At 69.6% G+C, this 18,183-nt stretch carries 16 protein-coding genes; 9 read left to right on the top strand and 7 right to left on the bottom strand.

The window, feature by feature from the left end; translation table 11 throughout:
- Positions 1-103 precede the first annotated feature (103 nt).
- Both FHX37_RS03250 and FHX37_RS03255 read left to right on the top strand, forming a co-directional pair.
- Positions 104-1,393 (top strand): aspartate aminotransferase family protein, encoded by a 1,290-nt coding sequence (locus FHX37_RS03250; protein WP_141921987.1) that lies wholly within the window; start codon positions 104-106, stop codon positions 1,391-1,393.
- An 86-nt stretch (positions 1,394-1,479) separates the two neighbouring features.
- Entirely contained in the window at positions 1,480-2,973 is a 1,494-nt protein-coding gene (locus tag FHX37_RS03255; protein WP_141921988.1) for a CoA-acylating methylmalonate-semialdehyde dehydrogenase, read from the top strand.
- A gap of 833 nt (positions 2,974-3,806) precedes the next feature.
- Here FHX37_RS03255 and FHX37_RS03265 read toward each other — a convergent pair.
- Both FHX37_RS03265 and gabT read right to left on the bottom strand, forming a co-directional pair.
- A complete protein-coding gene (locus FHX37_RS03265; protein WP_141921989.1) occupies positions 3,807-4,607 on the bottom strand; it encodes a carbon-nitrogen hydrolase family protein in 801 nt (266 codons plus the stop codon).
- Positions 4,608-4,705: 98 nt separating this feature from the next.
- Complete coding sequence (gene gabT / locus FHX37_RS03270) at positions 4,706-6,046, bottom strand: 4-aminobutyrate--2-oxoglutarate transaminase (protein WP_141921991.1); 1,341 nt, start codon at positions 6,044-6,046, stop codon at positions 4,706-4,708.
- Positions 6,047-6,167: 121 nt separating this feature from the next.
- On the opposite strand from gabT, the gene FHX37_RS03275 reads away from it, so the two are divergent.
- Positions 6,168-7,640 (top strand): PucR family transcriptional regulator, encoded by a 1,473-nt coding sequence (locus FHX37_RS03275; RefSeq protein ID WP_141921992.1) that lies wholly within the window; start codon positions 6,168-6,170, stop codon positions 7,638-7,640.
- A 10-nt stretch (positions 7,641-7,650) separates the two neighbouring features.
- Here FHX37_RS03275 and FHX37_RS03280 read toward each other — a convergent pair whose 3' ends face one another.
- Positions 7,651-8,223, bottom strand: coding sequence for an LURP-one-related/scramblase family protein (locus tag FHX37_RS03280; RefSeq protein WP_246062046.1), 573 nt, complete (start codon positions 8,221-8,223; stop codon positions 7,651-7,653).
- 176 nt (positions 8,224-8,399) lie between these two features.
- Complete coding sequence (gene nucS, locus FHX37_RS03285) at positions 8,400-9,077, bottom strand: endonuclease NucS (RefSeq protein WP_141921993.1); 678 nt, start codon at positions 9,075-9,077, stop codon at positions 8,400-8,402.
- Between the two features lie 247 nt (positions 9,078-9,324).
- Here nucS and FHX37_RS03290 point away from each other — a divergent pair, with 247 nt between their 5' ends.
- Positions 9,325-9,711, top strand: a complete 387-nt coding sequence (locus FHX37_RS03290; RefSeq protein WP_141921994.1) for an SCO5389 family protein — start codon at positions 9,325-9,327, stop codon at positions 9,709-9,711.
- On the opposite strand, the gene FHX37_RS03295 is transcribed toward FHX37_RS03290, so the two are convergent.
- Complete coding sequence (locus tag FHX37_RS03295; protein WP_141921995.1) at positions 9,680-10,768, bottom strand: LLM class flavin-dependent oxidoreductase; 1,089 nt, start codon at positions 10,766-10,768, stop codon at positions 9,680-9,682. The two genes, FHX37_RS03290 and FHX37_RS03295, sit on opposite strands and share 32 nt — an antisense overlap.
- A gap of 304 nt (positions 10,769-11,072) precedes the next feature.
- Here FHX37_RS03295 and FHX37_RS03300 point away from each other — a divergent pair, with 304 nt between their 5' ends.
- The 5 genes from FHX37_RS03300 (at position 11,073) to FHX37_RS03320 (ending at position 15,806) form a co-directional block, all read left to right on the top strand.
- Positions 11,073-12,272: a 3-hydroxyacyl-CoA dehydrogenase gene (locus tag FHX37_RS03300; protein WP_141921997.1), complete on the top strand. Its 1,200-nt coding sequence runs from the start codon at positions 11,073-11,075 to the stop codon at positions 12,270-12,272.
- 94 nt (positions 12,273-12,366) lie between these two features.
- Positions 12,367-12,675 (top strand): ATP/GTP-binding protein, encoded by a 309-nt coding sequence (locus tag FHX37_RS23130; protein ID WP_211351730.1) that lies wholly within the window; start codon positions 12,367-12,369, stop codon positions 12,673-12,675.
- Between the two features lie 40 nt (positions 12,676-12,715).
- The gene (locus FHX37_RS03310) at positions 12,716-13,447 is read left to right on the top strand and encodes an alpha/beta hydrolase (protein WP_141921998.1); all 732 of its coding nucleotides are present in this window, start codon (positions 12,716-12,718) and stop codon (positions 13,445-13,447) included.
- Positions 13,448-13,743: 296 nt separating this feature from the next.
- Positions 13,744-14,121: a DUF485 domain-containing protein gene (locus FHX37_RS03315; RefSeq protein WP_141924984.1), complete on the top strand. Its 378-nt coding sequence runs from the start codon at positions 13,744-13,746 to the stop codon at positions 14,119-14,121.
- Complete coding sequence (locus FHX37_RS03320; RefSeq protein ID WP_141922000.1) at positions 14,118-15,806, top strand: solute symporter family protein; 1,689 nt, start codon at positions 14,118-14,120, stop codon at positions 15,804-15,806. The genes FHX37_RS03315 and FHX37_RS03320 overlap by 4 nt, the downstream gene beginning before the upstream one ends.
- Before the next feature lie 88 nt (positions 15,807-15,894).
- On the opposite strand, the gene FHX37_RS03325 is transcribed toward FHX37_RS03320, so the two are convergent.
- Together FHX37_RS03325 and mce are read right to left on the bottom strand one after the other, a co-directional pair.
- On the bottom strand, positions 15,895-17,256 hold the full coding sequence (locus FHX37_RS03325; protein WP_141922002.1) for a DivIVA domain-containing protein: 1,362 nt from the start codon (positions 17,254-17,256) through the stop codon (positions 15,895-15,897).
- A gap of 432 nt (positions 17,257-17,688) precedes the next feature.
- Positions 17,689-18,141: a methylmalonyl-CoA epimerase gene (gene mce, locus FHX37_RS03330; protein ID WP_141922005.1), complete on the bottom strand. Its 453-nt coding sequence runs from the start codon at positions 18,139-18,141 to the stop codon at positions 17,689-17,691.
- Positions 18,142-18,183 lie beyond the last annotated feature (42 nt).

An 18,183-nucleotide genomic window follows, 5' to 3' on the forward strand; every position in this document is an offset into this window, starting at 1 on the left:
TCGTACCAGTGGCAACCCGCCGCGACACTGTGTTAAACCTCGGTCGCCAAAACCGACACCATGCCTGTTGGCGGTGTGGGACACCACACGTGAGACTGAGGTCATGTCGGAACTTCTCGCACGCCACCGCGCTGTCATGCCCTCCTGGCTGTCCCTCTACTACGAGAGCCCGCTCGAACTGTCGAGCGGTGAGGGGCGCCGTCTCACCGACGCCGACGGGAACACCTACCTGGACTTCTTCGGCGGGATCGTCACCAACATCCTCGGCTACGACGTGGCCGAGGTGCGCGAGGCCGTGGAACGCCAACTCTCCAGCGGCATCGTGCACACCTCCACCATGTACCTGCTGCGCGGCCAGGTGGAACTGGCCGAGAAGATCGCCCGCCTGTCCGGAATCCCCGACGCCAAGGTCTTCTTCACCAACTCCGGGACCGAGGCCAACGAGACGGCACTGCTCCTGGCCACGGCGGCCCGCGGGACGGACCAGGTACTGGCGCTGCGCAACAGCTACCACGGCCGTTCCTACGGGACCGTGGCGATCACCGGGAACCGGGGGTGGAAGAACTCGTCACTGTCCCCTCTCAACGTGCACTACCTCCACGGGACCGACCGGGACGCTCCCGCGTTCCGCGCCATGTCCGACAAGGAGTACATCGACGCCTGCGTGGCCGACCTGCGCGACGTGCTCGCCACCGCCACCGCGTCCGACGTCGCGTGCATGATCGCCGAACCCGTGCAGGGGGTCGGGGGGTTCGCCATGCCTCCCGCGGGTCTGCTCGCGGCCTACAAGGAGGTCCTGGACGAGCAGGGCATCCCCCTGATCTCCGACGAGGTGCAGACCGGTTGGGGACGTACCGGGAACAGTTTCTGGGGGATCGGGGACACCACGCCGGACGCCCTCACCTTCGCCAAGGGCCTGGGCAACGGGTTCACGGTGGGCGGTGTCGTCGCGCGCGGCGACCTGATGGACGGGCTTCCCGCGAAGGGGCTGTCCACCTTCGGCGGTAACCCGGTCTCCATGGCGGCGGCCAACGCCACCCTGGACTACATCCTCGACCACGACCTGCAGGCCAACGCGGCACGGCTCGGCGCGATCGTGCTGGAGCGGCTGAACCCCCTCACCGAACTGGACACGGTCTCGGCGGTGCGCGGCACCGGGCTGATGTTCGCCGTGGCGATGGCGGACCCGGCGACCGGAGCCCCCTCGCCCGCGCTGGCCACCGCGGTGCTGGAGGAGACGCGCCGCCGCGGTCTGCTCGTCGGCAAGGGCGGGCTGAACGACAACGTGCTGCGTATGGCCCCGCCGATGACCCTCACCGAGGAGGAGGCCCGTGAGGGGGCGGAGATCCTGACCGACGCGCTCCGCGCCGTGGACGCCGGCACCGGAACCTGAGCGGGCGCGCCCCTCCCCGCCGCCGAACCCCTACCGGCGCCCCGGCACCGAGCCGCGGGGCGCCGCCCCAGGAAGGGACATCTCTCATGGACAAGAACGTCACACACTGGATATCCGGCGCGCCGTTCACCGGGCAGGCACAGCGGCGCGGCGACGTCCACGACCCCGCGACCGGTGAGGTCGCCAGGACGGTGGACTTCGCCACGGAGTCGGAGGTGGACGCGGCCGTCGCGGCCGCGCGCGCCGCCTTCCCCGCCTGGCGGGACACTCCGCTGTCCAAGCGTACCGCTGTCCTGTTCCGGTTCCGGGAGCTCCTGCACGAGCACCGCGAGGAGCTGGCGCGGATCATCAGCGCCGAACACGGCAAGGTCTTCTCGGACGCGCTGGGGGAGGTATCCCGCGGGCTGGAGGTCGTCGAGTTCGCGTGCGGCATCCCGCACCTGCTGAAGGGAGGCTACTCGGAGAACGTCTCCACCAGGGTGGACGCGTACTCCATCCTGCAGCCCCTCGGCGTCGTGGCGGCGGTCTCCCCGTTCAACTTCCCGGCGATGGTGCCGATGTGGATGTTCCCGGTGGCGATCGCCTGCGGGAACACGTTCGTCCTCAAACCCAGTGAGAAGGACCCCTCGACGGCGGTGCGTCTGGCCGAACTGTGGACACAGGCGGGGCTCCCCGACGGGGTGTTCAACGTGGTCCACGGGGACAAGGCCGCTGTGGACGGCATCCTGGAGCACGACGACGTCAAGGCCGTGAGCTTCGTCGGCTCCACACCCATCGCCCGCTACATCTACGAGACCGCCGCGGCCAACGGGAAACGCGTGCAGGCACTGGGCGGAGCCAAGAACCACATGGTGGTGCTGCCCGACGCCGACCTGGACGTGGCGGCGGACGCCGCCGTGTCCGCCGGGTTCGGCTCGGCGGGGGAGCGCTGCATGGCGATCTCGGCGCTGGTGGCGGTGGGACCCATAGCAGACGACCTGCTGGAAAGGATCCGGGCGCGGGTGGCGAAACTGCGTGTCGGACCGGGCGACGACGAACGCAGCGAGATGGGCCCGCTCATCAGCCGCGCGCACCGCGACAGCGTCGCCTCCTACCTGGAGTCCGGTGTGCGGGAGGGCGCCACCCTGGCCATCGATGGCCGGGTCCACCCGGTGCACGGCGGCGGTTCGGACGGGTTCTGGCTGGGCCCCTCCCTGCTGGACAACGTCACCACCGACATGAGCTGCTACACCGACGAGATCTTCGGGCCGGTGCTGAGCATGCTGCGCGTGTCGGACTACGACGAGGCGCTGCGGCTGGTGAACGACAACCCCTACGGGAACGGCACCGCGGTGTTCACCAATGACGGCGGTGCGGCACGCCGGTTCCAGAACGAGGTGGAGGTGGGAATGGTCGGTATCAACGTCCCCATCCCGGTGCCGATGGCCTACTACTCGTTCGGTGGCTGGAAACAGTCGATGTTCGGGGACTCCCACGCGCACGGCACCGAGGGGGTGCACTTCTACACTCGTACGAAGGCGGTGACGGCGCGCTGGCCCGAACCGAACCCGGAACGCAGCGGGGTGAACCTGGGTTTCTGACAGTGCGTGCGCGCGGTACCGTCCGGTCCGTGGCACCGGTCCGGCCCCCGGATCCGGCACGGTTCGGCCGTGCCGTGCACCGTCGGGAGCCGAGTTTTCGACCGGACTTTGCATAAGCCCGGTACGGCGCGGCCACAAGGAGTATTGTGGGTCGCGGCCGGTTCCGCAAGGCTGCGGAGTGCCGGGATACCTGCGACCTTTCCCGGAGGTGCGCTCTTTCCCCTCCTCCCCCCATGGAAGCGAGCGCACCGGGTGCGGCGCTCCGGGTCCGTCTCCCCCTGGGCCCGGAGCGCTCGCATCAGCGTGCGGCGGTCGGCGCTCGGCTCGGCCGCCCCGTCAACGGGACGGCGGCGCCCCGCGGTGCGGTGCCCGAGCCGTGTGGGCGGTGACGGCACCGGCGCACTCCGCGCACCCGTATACCCTGCTTCCGTCGGGAAGGGCGCCCACCGGAACGCGTGGCCGCGGCCACCGCACATGGCACATCGCGCAGGCACCTCCCATACTCTGCTTCGCACTGAGTTCCGCGGGATCGAAGATGTAGGTGTCGGTTGTCTCGGCCTCTGTTGTGCCGGGGTGGCACATCGTGCTCAGACCGCTCAACGTCCGTGCTCCCCCCGTGGTTGAGGACAGTCTGGCGGTTGTTCAGATCATGACCCTTGTGTGAATCGGATACGGTCCGCCGCCGGAACGGGCCGACCGGTTCCTGTCACTGTGAGCATAATAAATATAACTCTGTGTATCTATAGCGCGGCAATACTCCCGGTAAAATCCGTCTCATGAGCAGGGAACACGTGTGAGGTGGAACACGGTACGTAACGGGTCGTATCGTCGGACTACTCGCTGGCGGTGACCCCGAACCTGCGCAGCCGCAGGGCCGGATTCCTCTCCCGAACCTCGCGCAGCCGGTCGGCCGATATCCGGGCGAGCGCTACCCCCGTCTGCTCGCCCAACGCCGCCGTCACGGTCCCCATCGGGTCCACGACCATACTGTTGCCCGCTCCCGTGGGAGCGTTCTGCCCCGCGGCGGCCACGTAGATCGTGTTCTCGATGGCCCGCGCCCGGGTCAGCGTGGTCCAGTGGTCCTCCTTCAGCGGACCGGGAACCCACTGGGCACCCAGCAGCAGCACATCGGCGCCCGCGTCGGCGATCCTGCGGGTGACCTCGGGAAACCTCAGGTCGTAGCACGTCTGCAGGCCGAACGTGACACCCGAGCGCGAGAACGTCCGCGGTTCCTCGATCTCACCCGCCGCTACCACGGTGGACTCGGTAACCCCGAACGCGTCGTACAGGTGCAGCTTCCGGTACCACGCTGTCGTCTCCCCGCTCGGCGCCAGGGCCACCAGGGTGTTGACGAAACGCTCCTCCCCCGGAAGAGCCTCGTTCACGCCGGCGACGAGGTGCACTCCGTACTCGGTCGCGATCCTCCCCAGACCGGACACGAACGCCCCGTCCAACGGTTCGGCGGCCGCGACGAAACGGCTGTCGACCCGCGGAGCGGTGAACATCGTGTACTCGGGCAGGAGCACCACCTCCGCTCCCTGGGCGGCGGCGTCGGCGACCAGCGCCCGTACGGTGGCCAGGTTGCCCTCCTTGTCCTCACCCGGCGCGAACTGGCCGACCGCGACATGCACCATGGTTCCTCCTCGGAGTCCGTTTCCTCCCATGGTCGTGCATACGCGCGCGGCCCGCACCCGGGGCCGGGTGCGGGCCGCGCGTCCGCCCTCGCGCAGCGTCAGAGCTGTTCGAAGGCCTCCTCCAGGATGGACAACCCCTCGTCGAGCAGGTCGTCCCCGATGACCAGCGGCGGGAGTAGTCGTATGACGTTCCCGTAGGTTCCGGCGGTGAGCAGGACCAAGCCCCGCTCGTGGCAGTACCGCAGGACGCGCTTCACCGCGTCCTGGTTGGGGGTGCTGTCCGCGGGGCCGTTGACCAGCTCGAGCGCGACCATCGCACCCCGGCCCCGCACGTCGCCGATGATCCCGTGCCTGTCGGCGAGTGCCCGTAGCCGCGCCAGTACCGTCTCCCCGATCCGGCCGGCGCGCTCCACCAGCCCCTGGGACTCGATGGCCTCCATCGTCGCCAGCGCGGCGGCGCAGGCGGCCGGGTTGCCGCCGTAGGTGCCACCGAGTCCGCCGGCGTGCACCGCGTCCATCAGGTCCGCGCGGCCTGTCACCGCTCCCAGCGGAAGACCGCCCGCGATGCCCTTGGCGGTGGTGATCAGGTCGGGAACGACCCCCTCGTGCTCACAGGCGAACATGTGGCCGGTGCGCGCGAACCCGGTCTGCACCTCGTCGGCGACGAACGCGATGCCGTTGTCGCGGCAGAAGTCCGCCAACTGGGGAAGGAAACCCTCCGCGGGCTCGATGAAGCCGCCCTCGCCCTGGATCGGCTCGATCAGCACCGCGGCCACGTTCTGCGCACCGATCTGGGTGGTGATCTGGTCGATGCACTGCCGGGCGGCTTCCGGACCGCACTCCCGGGAGTCACCGGGCCAGCGGAACGGGTAGGCCATCGGCATCCGGTACACGTCGCCCGCCAGCGGACCGAACCCCTCCTTGTAGGGCATGTTCTTGGCGGTGAGCGCCATCGTGAGGTTGGTGCGGCCGTGGTAGGCGTGGTCGAACACCACGACCGCCGGTCGGCCGGTGGCGTTGCGCGCGATCTTGACGGCGTTCTCCACCGCCTCCGCTCCGGAGTTCAGCAGCAGCGAGCGCTTCTCGTGCCGGCCCGGCGTGAGCCGGTTGAGCTCCTCGCACACCTGAACGTAGGACTCGTAGGGGTTCACCATGAAGCAGGTGTGGGTGAACCTGGCGAGCTGTTCGCTGGCGCGTTCGACGACCTGCGGGGCGGCGTTGCCCACGGAGGTGACGGCGATGCCCGACCCGAAGTCGATCAGCGCGTTGCCGTCCACGTCCTCGACGATCCCGCCGCCCGCCCGGTCCACGTAGACCGGCAGGACACTGCCCACGCCGGGAGCCGTGGCGGCCGCCTTGCGCTCCTGCAGCGCCCGCGACTTCGGCCCGGGGATCTCAGTGACGACCCTGCGGGACTGCGCCACATCGGTGCTAGCCATTGGAAGTCCTCCCTAACCAGTGATCGTGTCCGATCCTACGAGGGGAAACAACGCGGGCCATCGCCATTGTGGCTAAAATCAGGGGTATCTGTTGGACATTCTGGTGATTGGCGGGTGCGGTATGCCGCCCACGCTCGGGTCCGTCCTGCGCATCCCACGGCTCAAACTCCGGTTGCGTACCGGGGAGGAGCATCTCGACCGGCCGGTGCGCTGGGTCGCCGTCAGCGAACTCACCGACCCGACCCCCTACCTCGCGGGGGGCGAACTGCTGCTGACCACCGGAGTGCGCTGGCACGAGACCCGCCAGACAGCGCGGGAGTACGTACGGCGCCTCGCGGGCAACGACATCTCCGGGCTCGGGTTCGGCAGCGGCGTCGCGCACGACGAGGTGCCGCCCTCCCTCGTGGAGGCCGCCCACCAGTGCGGGCTCCCTCTGGTGGAGGTCCCGCAGCGGACCCCCTTCATCGCGGTCGGCAAGGAAGTGTCCCGCCTGCTCGCCAAGGAGGAGTACGAGGGGCTGTCCTGGGCCTTCTCGGCGCAGCGGCACCTCACACGCGCGGCGCTGCGCGGGGCCGAGTCCGTCGTCGACCGCCTCGCCGGGGAACTCGGAACCTGGGCCCTGCTGCTGGGCGCGGACGGTCTGCTGCGGCACGCCGCGCCGGCCGACGCCGCCCGCCACGCCGGGATCGTCGAACCCGACGTGCGCAAACTCCGCGCCTCGCGGCAACGGGCCAGCGCCTCCGCCGCCGTGGGCGGGGAGACGGTGGCCCTGCAACCCCTGGGCGAGGGCGGACGGTTGCAGGGGGTCCTCGCCGTGGGCGCGGCGCACCGGCTCGGCCCCGAGGGGCGGACCCTCGTCAACGCCGCCGTGTCCCTCCTCAGCCTGGAACTGGACCGGGCGGCCGGGCCCGGACACGACCGGCAGCGGCAGGAGGGGCTCCTGTCGGCGCTCCTCAACGGCGCGGTCGATCTGGGCCACTCCGGCGCCGCGCGACTGCGCGAGACCCTGCCGGGCGAGCCGGTGACGCTCGCCGTGGCCGAGGCGGACACGGGGGAGGGGCCACCCATGGCACGCGAGCTGGAGAACTGCCTGCACAGCGAGGAGGAGGGGCGGATCCTCGTGCTCGGCAGCGCCGCCGACGACCCGGCGGGAGCGCTCGTCCGCGCCGTCGGCGGTCCGGTGGGTGCCGCGGAGCCGGGCACCTACGGTGACCTCCCCGTGGCCCGCTCCAGAGCGGAGCGGGCCCTGGCCGAGGCCCGTAACACCGGTCGTGATCTGATGCGTGCCGCCGAACTCCCCGGTGGTTTCCTCGGGATGGTCGACACGGCGGCCGGCACCCGTGTCTCCCGGGAACTGCTCGCGCCGCTGGAGGACCACCGCCTGGCGGAGACCCTGGTCCGGTCGCTGCGGGCCTATCTGGCCGCCGCGGGCCGCTGGGACACGGCCGCGGAGTCCCTGGGGGTGCACCGGCACACGCTGCGTTACCGGATCGCGCGGGTTCGGGAGCTGCTCCCCGGTGACCTGGACGACCCCGACTACCGTGCCGAACTGTGGCTCGCGCTGCGCACCGCCGGGCACCCGCCCCGCCCCTGACCCAGGGGAGCTAACGTCCCTGCAACGCGTCCACCGCGACGGTCATCGCGATGACCATCCGGCGGTCGGCCCGGGGATCGGGGATGTCGATGGTGTACCGGTCCCGCACGCCCCAGCGTTTGTCGATGCTGAAGACGGGCGTCTGGTCCGCGACGAAGTCGAAGTGGTACGGGATGAACTGGGCGGCGTCCACGAACCGGCGCAGCAGTCCCAGCGCCGCGTTGCGTTCCTGCCCCTGGACCGGTCCCATCCCGGCCTGCTCCATGTGCCAGGTGGAGCGCAGCAGCGACTGTTTGAAGTCCTTGCGGAACATCCCGATCGGTGTTCCGGCCGCGTCGTAGACGTCGTAGGTCGCCCCCAGGTCGACGACCTGGCGGGCTTTGAACCCCAGCACCGGCTGCTGTTTGCTGTCGTCGGTGTAGAGGGTGACCTCCTCCTTGAAGGCCATCCGCTTCTGTTGGGCGAAGGCCAGCAGCGCGCCCTCGCTGCCGTCGGGCTCCGCGGCGCGGAATTCGTACTGGTTCACCATGGGGCGGATCCGCTGGCGCATGAGTATGCGCGGCAGCGACTGGAGTTGTTGCACGATCGCTTCTCTCCTCTGTGGGACAGCCGGGCCCTGCACGGTGCGCGGCCCGGGCCGGAGCGCGACCCTGACGGTCCCGTCACCCGGACGCTCCACCGTGCCAGGGACAGACGCGCCGCGGGCGGCTCCGGTTCCAACGGGAGCGGTCACCACCGCCGCGCCGCTGGCCACGGCCCTCAGAACAGCCGCGGGGTGTCGGGTTCGATGCCGCGCAACGCCTCGTAGTCCAGGGTGACGCAGTCGATCCCGCGGTCGGTGGCCAGGACCCGCGCCTGGGGTTTGATCTCCTGTGCGGCGAAGATCCCCCGTACCGGCTTCAGCGCCGGGTCGCGGTTGAGGAGCTCCAGGTAGCGGGTGAGCTGCTCGACCCCGTCGATGTCGCCCCGGCGTTTGAGCTCCACAGCGACGGTGCTGCCGTGTCCGTCCCGGCACAGGATGTCCACCGGGCCGATAGCGGTGGGGTACTCGCGGCGGATGAGCGTGTACCCCTCGCCCAGGGTGCCGATGTGCTCCGCGAGGAGTTCCTGCAGGTGCGCTTCTACTCCGTCCTTCTGCAACCCGGGGTCGGCGCCCAGCTCGTGCGAGCTGTCGTGCCAGACGTCCTGGACGCGCAGGACCAGTTTCTCCCCGGACTTGTCGTGTGTGACGGTCCACACGTCGGTGCCGTCCTCCCCGCTGCTCTCGTGCACGCTGCACGGAGGGTTCATCCAGTTCAGCGGTTTGAACGCGCGCTCCTCGGCATGCACCGACACCGAACCGTCGGCCTTGAACAGGAGGAGGCGGGGGGCCATGGGCAGATGGGCGGTCAGCCGGCCGACGTAGTCGACGCTGCACTGGGCGATAACGAGACGCACAGCCCCCACGTTACCGGTGCTGTGCGGTGTGCTCTCCCGCCGCGGCCCAGTCGGGAGCACGACGCAACCAGCGGGAGGCGGAGAACCGTGTAGCCGTGAGGGTAGCCAAATGTGACCTTGGGGTTCCGTGACGTGGCCGGTGGTTGCGTCTAGCGTCACGACAGGCTGCGAGGAGCGTTCGCGGTGGCTGGCGTCCGGGCCCGCACCGCGCCCCGTAGCCGCGTGTCACCGAATGAAGGGACTGTTGATGTCACTGACGGTTTCCCCAGAGCTCCTCGACAAGGCGCAGCAGGGGCCTGTGGAGAATGCGGAGTTCATCGCCTGCATTCGCGAGTCCCTCCCGTACGCCTGGAGCGTCGTCAGCGGTCTGGCGGAACGTTCCCAGACCAGTGATGCCGACTACGAGGCCAACGAGGTCCCGCCGCCGGGCGAGGCCGAACGGGGCCAGCTGCTGCGTCTCGTCGCCAGCGACGCGATGCGCTCCGCGGTGGAACAGCACTTCGGCATGCGCCTGGCGTTCCAGAACTGCCACAAGGTGGCGCTGTTCAAACCCGGTGCTGACGCCGCCTACCAGGAGTTCGTCCAGCCGCGTTCCCAACTCCTCAACCAGTCGCCGGAGCTCGTCGACTGCTGAGTCCGTCGTCCTCCCCGCGGCGGCTGGTCGGGTCCTCCGGCCGGCCGCCGGCCGCCGCCTCCCGCACGGCCGGGAGGACCTCGGCACCCAACCGGGCGATGTTGGCCCGGACGGCTTCCGGATCACCCGATCCCTCCACGAGCAGGAGAAGCTCGTCGGCGCCCGTGGTGCGGGCCTGTTCGGTGAGCTGACGGCGGCAGTCCGCGGGAGAGCCCACGGCGTGGGTGTCGCAGAGGAACCGGGCGTAGTCGTGCGGGTCACGCTGGGGGCGGGGGCGGTCGTCCACGGGAACGTGTCCGGCCAGTCCCGGACCGAGCCATTCCGGCAGCGCCCGCAGCATCCGGTCCCGTGCCCGTTCGCGCGTGTCCTCCACGTGGGCCAGGGCCGCGACCATGTGTCCGGGCGCCGCCGCGTTCCCGGAGGCCCGCGCGTACACGCCGGCCATCTCCGCCTGCTGCTCCGGCGTCAGGTGCAGACCGAGCAGCACGGGAAGACCATGGCTGGCGGCGAGACGCAGTGTCGGTTCCGAGGTGGCGGCGACGCGGACGTCCGGAACGCCGCGTGGTCCGGGGACGATGTCGACCTCGCGGAACCCGAACCGGGGCCCGTCCGCCCGCAGCGGCCCGCCCTCCAGCGCTCTCAGCAACACGTCCAGCGACTCCGCGAAACCGTGCTCGTAGCGCTCGATACCGGTCTGGAACACCTCCAGGTCCACCCACGGACCTCCCCGGCCGACACCCAACCGGAAACGCCCCTGGGACACGTGGTCGAGGAGGTTCGCCTGTTCCGCCAGCGCGACCGGGTGCTGCGTGCTGAGCACGCTCACCGCCGTCCCCACCCCGATGCGACTGGTGCGCCCCAGCACGAACCCCGCGAGTGTCGTCGCTGACGGGCACAGGCCGTAGGACATGAAGTGGTGCTCGGCGAACCAGACGTCGTCGAATCCGGCCTCCTCGGCAGCCACGGCTGCCGCCACGGACGACTCCAGGACCGAGGCCTGGTCCTGACCGGGGAACTGGGGCGCGAGCAGGAACGCGCCGACACGTTGCAGCGACATGGCGCCATTGTGACGCGGAGCATGGCGCACGCGCCGGAATATGCGGGAAACTCCTCCCGCGGTGGTGACACCGGCCACTTACCTTCCAGTAATCAGGTGTGTGGCAGCGTTTAGGCTGGGCTGAGTAACTCCCTATCGTTGTGCCGCGTGAGTTCACCACCGCCCGCTTCCCGGTCCCGAGCCCGACAGCCTCGCCCGGATCCGGAGGTAGCCGGAACCGTGCCGGTACATCCGCATACGCACGCCGCAGGAACGTGAACCCGCCGGGATCCTCACGTCACGAAGCCCCTCGCTAGGAGATGAGATGGTGCAGGAATTCAACAAAGTCGGAGTCGTCGGGCTCGGAACCATGGGCGCCGGGATCGTGGAGGTGTTCGCCCGGGCCGGGTTCCACGTCACCGGCGTGGAGATCGACACCTCCGCGCTGGAGCGGGGCCAAAACCACGTGCAGACCTCCCTGGAACGGGCGGTGAGCAAGGGCAAGCTCACCGCGGAGGAACAGGGCGCCATCATGGGGCGGATCGCGTTCTCCTCCACCCGGGAGGACCTGGGAGACGCCGACTTCGTCGTTGAGGCCGTGCCCGAGCGCATGGACATCAAGCGGGACGTCTTCACGGACCTGGACTCCATCTGCCCGCCCGGCACCATCCTGGCCACCAACACCTCCTCGCTGTCGGTCACCGAGATCGCCGCGCTGACCAGGCGCCAGGAACAGGTGGTGGGGCTGCACTTCTTCAACCCCGCCCCCGTGATGAAACTGGCGGAGGTCGTCGGCACGGTCAACACCGCTCCGGGAACGCTCGAGGTCGTCACCGAGGTGGCCAAGCGCATCGGGAAGACCCCGGTCACCGTGACCGACCGGGCCGGCTTCGTGGCGAACGCCCTCCTCGTCCCGTACCTGAACCACGCCGCCTCGGTGTACGAACGCGGCATCGCCTCCCGGGAGGAGATCGACACCGCCATCACGAAAGCGGCGGAGTTCCCGATGGGGCCGCTGACCCTGCTGGACATGGTGGGGTTGGACGTGTCCCTCGCGGTGATGGAGGTCCTCTGGGAGGAGTTCCGCCAGCCCCGCTACGTTCCCTCCCCGCTGCTGCGCCGCATGGTCTCCGCGGGTCTGCTCGGGCGTAAGTCCGGGCGCGGCTTCTACGACTACTCCACGGGGAAGAACCCGGCGGAGGAGCAGCCAACGGGCCCGGTGGCCCGCAGCGTGCGGGACAACGACCACGGTTTCGACCTCGCCGACATGCTGCTGGCGCCGCACATCGACGACGCGCTGCGGATGGTCGGCGACGGTTACGCTACGGCTGACGACGTCGACACCGCGATGCGGTTCGGGTGCGGCTACCCCAAGGGTCCGGTCGAGCTGCTGGACGAGCGCGGCGCGAGCGCCGTCGCCAACGTGCTCCGCGGCGTGGCCAACGCCCACTTCGCGCCGTACCAGCCGGCACCGCTGCTCGGGAAACTGCTGTACGACGGCACCGAGACAGTGCGCTCCACCTGAGCGGGCCTCCGCCCGGCCGGTCTTCGCGCGCGGAGACCGGCACGCTGCCCGCCGGCAGCATGCGCGGCGGTGCCGCATGCCCTAACCTGGAGGGGTGAGCCCGCGCCGTAACACACCCCGCCGCCGCGGGGCCCGCCAGGACCAGAGACGTGCCCCCTTTCCCGGCGTCGTCGGGAACCAGCAGCGGGAGAGCGGCAGCGACGGCGACTGGGTGGTGCGGCGCGTCAGCGGCGCCGCCGCGACGAAGACGTACCGCTGCCCCGGCTGCGGCCAGGACATCCGCCCCTCCACGCCCCACGTCGTGGCGTGGCGCGCGGAGGGATCCAGCGACGACCGCAGGCACTGGCACTCCTCGTGCTGGGAGAAGCGCGAGCACCGTGGCGTGCGGTTCCCGCGGCGGTGAGCAGCCGTTCCCCTTCCCGCGACGAGAACCGTGAGGACCCATGCAAATCCGTGCCCGAAGTGTGCTGCCCGCCGACCGCCGCCCCGTGACCCTGCGCAGCGCTGACGGTTTGGAACTCGTCGGTGAACTGGCGCTTCCCGCCGGGACGACTCCCACGGCGACACTGGTCTGCCTGCACCCGCTGCCGACAGCGGACGGCATGATGGACAGCCACGTCCTACGCAAGGCTTCCTTCCGGTTGCCGGCCCTGGCCGACATCGCCGTGCTGCGGTTCAACACCCGCGGAACCACGTCCCGGCACGGCACCAGCCAGGGCGAGTTCGGTGAGGGGGAGGACGAGAAGTACGACGTCGCCGCCGCTCTGGAGTTCACCGAGTTCGAGGGGCTGCCGCACCCGTGGCTGCTGGGGTGGTCGTTCGGTACGGAGCTCGCGCTGAAGTGGGGGTGCGACCCGCAGGTCGAGGGTGCGATCCTGCTGTCGCCGCCCCTGCACCGGGCGAGTGCCTCCGACATGGACACGTGGGCCGACTCCGAGAAGCCGGTGGTGGCCCTGGTCCCCGAGTTCGACGACTACCTCCGCCCGGACGAGGCCCGCGAGCGGTTCGGCCGGATCCCGCAGGCCGAGGTCATCGGGGTGGACAACGCCAAACACCTGTGGGTGGGGGAACCCTACGTGCGGACCGTCCTCAACGAGACGGTTCGACGCGTCGCCCCCAAGGCCTACCCCCTGTCCACAGAGTGGGACGGGCCCGTCGAGAACGACACCGTGTAGGACCGCGGGCCGTCGGCCTCCGCGAAACACCGCCCGGGCGCTGCCCTGGCCCAACGCGATCCGCGACACCATCACCCCACCCGGCACGGCCGGGTGGGGTGATCAATGTGTGACCCGGAAACACTGGTGTGCGATCTGTGTCACTCTTAGTCTCGCTGTGGTGTGGCGCAAGACACAACGCGAAGCGTTCCCGCGAACGTTTCAGAGCAGAGAGGGACTCAGCCATGCACGGATCCTCAGGGTCACCACCGGAGGGTGACCCTACCCAGAACGACCTCGTGGCCCGCTCCGTCGCCATGCACGACGACCCCCGGTTCGTCACGCTCAGGCGGCGGCTGCGGGCGTTCGTCTTTCCGGTAAGCATCGCCTTCTTCTCCTGGTACCTCCTCTACGTGCTGATGTCGGCGTTCGCCCGCGACGTCATGTCCACGGTGGTGTTCGGCAACGTCAACGTCGCGCTGGTGTTCGGACTGCTGCAGTTCGTGACCACCTTCGGCGTGGCCATCCTGTACTCGCGCTACGCCAACCGGCGTCTCGACCCGCTCGCGAACGAGCTGCGCGCGGAACTCGTCAACGAGACGGGGACCGCCTCCCCGCCCCAGGAGGAGACCCCTCCGTCCGCCGAGGGGCCGGACGACACGACCCGAGCTGGGAAGGAAGGGCCAGGCCAATGATCCTCGCCGCAGAGACCGTCTCCACCGGCAGCCGCGTCGCGACGGTGGTCATGTTCCTGCTGCTCGTCGGGGCGACCCTGGCGATCACCGTCTGGGCCAACCGCCGTACGAGGTCGGCCACCGACTTCTACGCCGGAGGGCGCGGTTTCTCCGGGCTGCAGAACGGCATGGCGATCGGAAGCGACTACATGTCGGCCGCGTCCTTCCTCGGCATCGCCGGCATGATCTCCCTGTTCGGCTACGACGGCTTCCTCTACTCGATCGGCTTCCTCGTCGCCTGGTTGGTGGCGCTGCTCCTGGTAGCGGAGCTGCTGCGCAACTCCGGCCGGTTCACCATGGCCGACGTGGTCTCCTACCGGATGCGGCAGCGCCCCGTGCGCACCGCCGCCGCCGTCTCCACCGTCACCGTGTCGGTGTTCTACCTGCTGGCGCAGATGGTCGGCGCCGGCGCTCTCATCGCCCTCCTGCTGGGAATACGCTCCGGTGAGACGTTCCTCGGGATGAGCGCGGACCAGGCCAAGATCGGCGGCATCATCGTCGTCGGGGTCCTCATGATCGTCTACGTCACGCTCGGGGGGATGAAGGGCACCACCTGGGTGCAGATCATCAAGGCGGGCGTGCTCATGTCCGGGGCCGCGTTGCTGTCGGTCCTGGTCCTGGCCCTGTATGGCTTCAACTTCGGTTCGCTGATGAGCGACGCCGCCGAGGCCAGCGGTCACGGGCAGCAGTTCCTGGAACCCGGACTGAACTACGGTGTCGAGGTTCCGGGCGACCCGTGGGCGACGCTGTGGAGCAAACTCGACCTGCTCAGCCTCGGGATCGCCCTGGTGCTGGGAACAGCGGGGCTTCCGCACATCCTCGTCCGCTTCTACACGGTCCCGGACGCGAAGTCCGCCCGTAACTCCGTGAACTGGGCGATCGGTCTGATCGGGGTGTTCTACCTCCTCACCCTGGTGCTGGGGTTCGGTGCGGCCGCCATCGTCGGACGCGACGCCATCCTCGCCCAGAACGAGGCGGGGAACACGGCGGCGCCGCAGCTCGCGCGTTCCGTGGGGGAGAGCATTGGCGGAGGCCCGCTCGGGGCGGTGCTGCTGGCGTTCATCGCGGCGGCGGCGTTCGCGGCGATCCTCTCCACCGTCGCCGGGCTGACCCTGGCGTCCTCCTCCTCGCTCGCGCACGACTTCTACGCGAACGTGGTCCGTCGCGGCAGATCCTCGGAGAAGGAGGAAGTGCGGGTGGCCAGGGTCGCCGCGTTGAGCATCGGCGCCGTGGCGATCGTGCTCGCGATCTTCGCGCAGACGCTCAACGTCGCGTTCCTGGTCGGCCTGGCGTTCGCCGTCGCGGCCTCGGGGAATCTCCCGGCGCTGTTGCTGAACCTGTTCTGGAAGCGGTTCAACACCGCGGGAGCGGTCGCCGGCATCTACGGTGGTCTCCTCGCCGCGGTGGGGCTGGTGATCTTCTCCCCCGTCGTCTCGGGAAAGGTGGACGAGGAGACAGGGGAGAGTCTGTCGCTGTTGCCCGCGGGAGTCGATTTCGCGTGGTTCCCCCTGGAGAACCCCGGTCTGGTCTCCATCCCGTTCGGGTTCCTCTGCGCCATAGTCGGGACCCTGCTGTCCCGGGAGCGGGACGCGGACAAACACGCCGCCCTGGAGGTGCGGTCGCTGACCGGCGCCGGAGCGTACTGACCCGGTCCCACCAATAGACGCGGGCCCGGTCGATCGACCGGGCCCGACGCGTGCCGCGGCTCCCGTCGGCGGAGCCGCGGGTTGTTGACTACTCCTGCCACCAGTCCTCGTCGTCGGCGTCAGCGGCGTTACCGGACCCCGAACCGGAACCCGTGGAGGTGGAGGACGCCGCGGCTGCCGGCTCCGCGGTCTGGGACGCCTTCTCCTCGGTGCCCTTGCCGTCGCTGGACGCCTTCTCCTCGGTCGGCTCGATCGCGGCGGGCTCCTCGGCGGCGGGAGCGGCGGGTTGTCCGCCTCCCATCGGAGCGTCCCCGCTGCCCCCCAGCAGCTGCCGGAGCTGCTGCAGGTGCGACTGGATGCTGTCGCGCTGCCGGATCAGCTCGTCCACCTGCTGCTGGGCGGACGTCATGATCCGGTCCGACTCCGACTTGGCGTCGTTGACGAGGTGTTCGGCCTTGCCCTTGGCCTCGCTCGTGATCTGCTCGGCGCTCTTCTTCGCGTTGTTGACGACCTGCTTGGCGTGCTGCTCAGCTTCGCGCCGGGTCTGCTCGGCCTGGTTGCTGGCCTTCGTGGCCCGCTGCTCGGCCGTGCCTGCCCGCTCCTCGGCCTCGGAGACGAGCTTCTGCGTGGCCGCCTGGGCCGCGGCGAGACGCTCGGCGTCCTGCCGTTCGGCCTCCTCCCGGCGCCCGGCGAGCTGGATCTCGAAGTCGGACTCCTCCTGGGCCCGCTTGGCTTCGCTCTCCTCGAGCATGCGCTGCGCCTGGGCACGCATCTCGTCCGCCTGGCGCTTGGCGGTCTGCAACGTCTCGTCGCGTTCCCGCTTCGCCGACGCACGAGCCTGGGCGCACTCGCGTTCGGTGGTGGTGCGTAGCTTGGCGATCTCGCCCTCGAAGGACGCGCGCTTCTCGGCGATCTCGTGGTCGACAGCCGAGCGCTTCTTCTGCACCTCACGTTCGGTGCTCGAGGTGAGCTCGTCGGCTTCGCGCTGTGCGGTGGTGCGGATCTCCTCCGCCTCACTCTCGGCGGCCGCACGCATCTCGTCGGCTTCGCGTTGCGCGGTGGTGCGTAGTTCGGTGGTCTCGTTCTCGGCGGCCGCACGCATCTCGGCCGCCTCCACCTTGGCCGCCGACTTGATGTCGTTGGCCTCGGCACGTGCGCCTTGGACGAGTTCGGTCGCCTGTTCCTCAGCTAGCCGCAGAAGCTGTTCGATACGGGCACCCAGACCGGAGTAGGTGGGGCGCTCCTGTTCCTCCAGCTGCTGTTTGACCTCAGCGAGCTCGTTCCTGCTCTGCTGGGCCTCCTCCTTCGCCTGCTGGAGCTCGGTGTGCTTCTGTTCGATGTAGTTGGCGACCTGGTGCCGGTCGTAACCGCGCAGCACCACATCGAACTCGGTAGCTTGGTTGCCTTCCTCGAAGAAATTGGTCAGCTGGGCTTCAATATCGGACGACATGTGGCGGAATCCTGAACGGGTAACGAGACGGCTGCATTTCAGATGTGGTTCGTGTCGAATCAGGGCGCGGCCGGACCCGGCACCGACGCGGAGGGCCACCCCGGTCTGCCCCGGTCCTGCGGGTAACTCCTGTGCGGGAGAGTACTCCGCCACGGGCCGGCGTAGGGGAAAGTTGCTCCATTGATACAGAGTCCCGGCCGAACGGACACGAGGCAGCGGAACGCGGTGACCCGACGTCGAGGGGTCTGAGTGCGCGAGGGGCAGGGCTGCCGGAGATACCGGCAGCTCGCTGAGCTTATCAAGCAGAAGCCCGGTGCGAGGAGGGTTTCGTCGGATTCATCCGCTCACGTGTGGAGTTCTCACGCCCTGGACGTGCGCGGATGCCGAAAGTGACGGTTGTATTACGCTTGCCCGCGGCCGGGAATAGGCGGATCAGGCGTCCGGAGCTCCGGCCTGTTCGTCGTCTCCGGCCGCCTGCACGAGCTCGGTGAGGACACCCCCGCAGTCCTTGGGGTGGAGGAACGTGATCGTGGACCCCATGGTTCCCCGGCGCGGCTCGGCGTCCAGTACCCGCACCCCGTTCTCGGCGACGCTGCCCGCCTCCGCGGCGACGTCGGGAGTTCCGAACGCGATGTGGTGCACTCCCTCCCCCTTCCTCGCGAGGAACGCCGCCACCGGGGAGTCCTCCCGGATCGGCTCCAACAGCTGCAGGTAGCTGGCGCCGCCGTCGTCGGTCCCGTTGACGCGCAGCATCGCCTCGCGCACTCCCTGCTCCTCGTTGACCTCCACGTGCGCCACCTCGAACCCGTAGGTGCGCCGGTAGAAATCGATGGTGGAGTCCAGCGAGTGACAGGCGATACCAACATGGTCGATGCGAGTGAGCATGGGACCTCCCGGCCGATGGTGGGCGAGTACGTCTGTATGGTG

The sequence above is a fragment of the Haloactinospora alba genome (assembly GCF_006717075.1).
In the GTDB taxonomy this organism is placed as follows: domain Bacteria; phylum Actinomycetota; class Actinomycetes; order Streptosporangiales; family Streptosporangiaceae; genus Haloactinospora; species Haloactinospora alba.

What these genes read in the sequence shown, in the direction of transcription:
- mce (WP_141922005.1), bottom strand. Translation starts at nt 18,141, where the DNA reads ATGCTCACTCGCATCGACCATGTTGGTATCGCCTGTCACTCGCTGGAC.
- FHX37_RS03290 (WP_141921994.1), top strand. Translation starts at nt 9,325, where the DNA reads ATGTCACTGACGGTTTCCCCAGAGCTCCTCGACAAGGCGCAGCAGGGG.
- FHX37_RS03275 (WP_141921992.1), top strand. Translation starts at nt 6,168, where the DNA reads ATGCCGCCCACGCTCGGGTCCGTCCTGCGCATCCCACGGCTCAAACTC.
- FHX37_RS03325 (WP_141922002.1), bottom strand. Translation starts at nt 17,256, where the DNA reads ATGTCGTCCGATATTGAAGCCCAGCTGACCAATTTCTTCGAGGAAGGC.
- FHX37_RS03315 (WP_141924984.1), top strand. Translation starts at nt 13,744, where the DNA reads ATGCACGACGACCCCCGGTTCGTCACGCTCAGGCGGCGGCTGCGGGCG.
- FHX37_RS03255 (WP_141921988.1), top strand. Translation starts at nt 1,480, where the DNA reads ATGGACAAGAACGTCACACACTGGATATCCGGCGCGCCGTTCACCGGG.
- FHX37_RS03300 (WP_141921997.1), top strand. Translation starts at nt 11,073, where the DNA reads ATGGTGCAGGAATTCAACAAAGTCGGAGTCGTCGGGCTCGGAACCATG.
- FHX37_RS03295 (WP_141921995.1), bottom strand. Translation starts at nt 10,768, where the DNA reads ATGTCGCTGCAACGTGTCGGCGCGTTCCTGCTCGCGCCCCAGTTCCCC.
- FHX37_RS03265 (WP_141921989.1), bottom strand. Translation starts at nt 4,607, where the DNA reads ATGGTGCATGTCGCGGTCGGCCAGTTCGCGCCGGGTGAGGACAAGGAG.
- FHX37_RS03320 (WP_141922000.1), top strand. Translation starts at nt 14,118, where the DNA reads ATGATCCTCGCCGCAGAGACCGTCTCCACCGGCAGCCGCGTCGCGACG.
- FHX37_RS03250 (WP_141921987.1), top strand. Translation starts at nt 104, where the DNA reads ATGTCGGAACTTCTCGCACGCCACCGCGCTGTCATGCCCTCCTGGCTG.
- FHX37_RS03310 (WP_141921998.1), top strand. Translation starts at nt 12,716, where the DNA reads ATGCAAATCCGTGCCCGAAGTGTGCTGCCCGCCGACCGCCGCCCCGTG.
- gabT (WP_141921991.1), bottom strand. Translation starts at nt 6,046, where the DNA reads ATGGCTAGCACCGATGTGGCGCAGTCCCGCAGGGTCGTCACTGAGATC.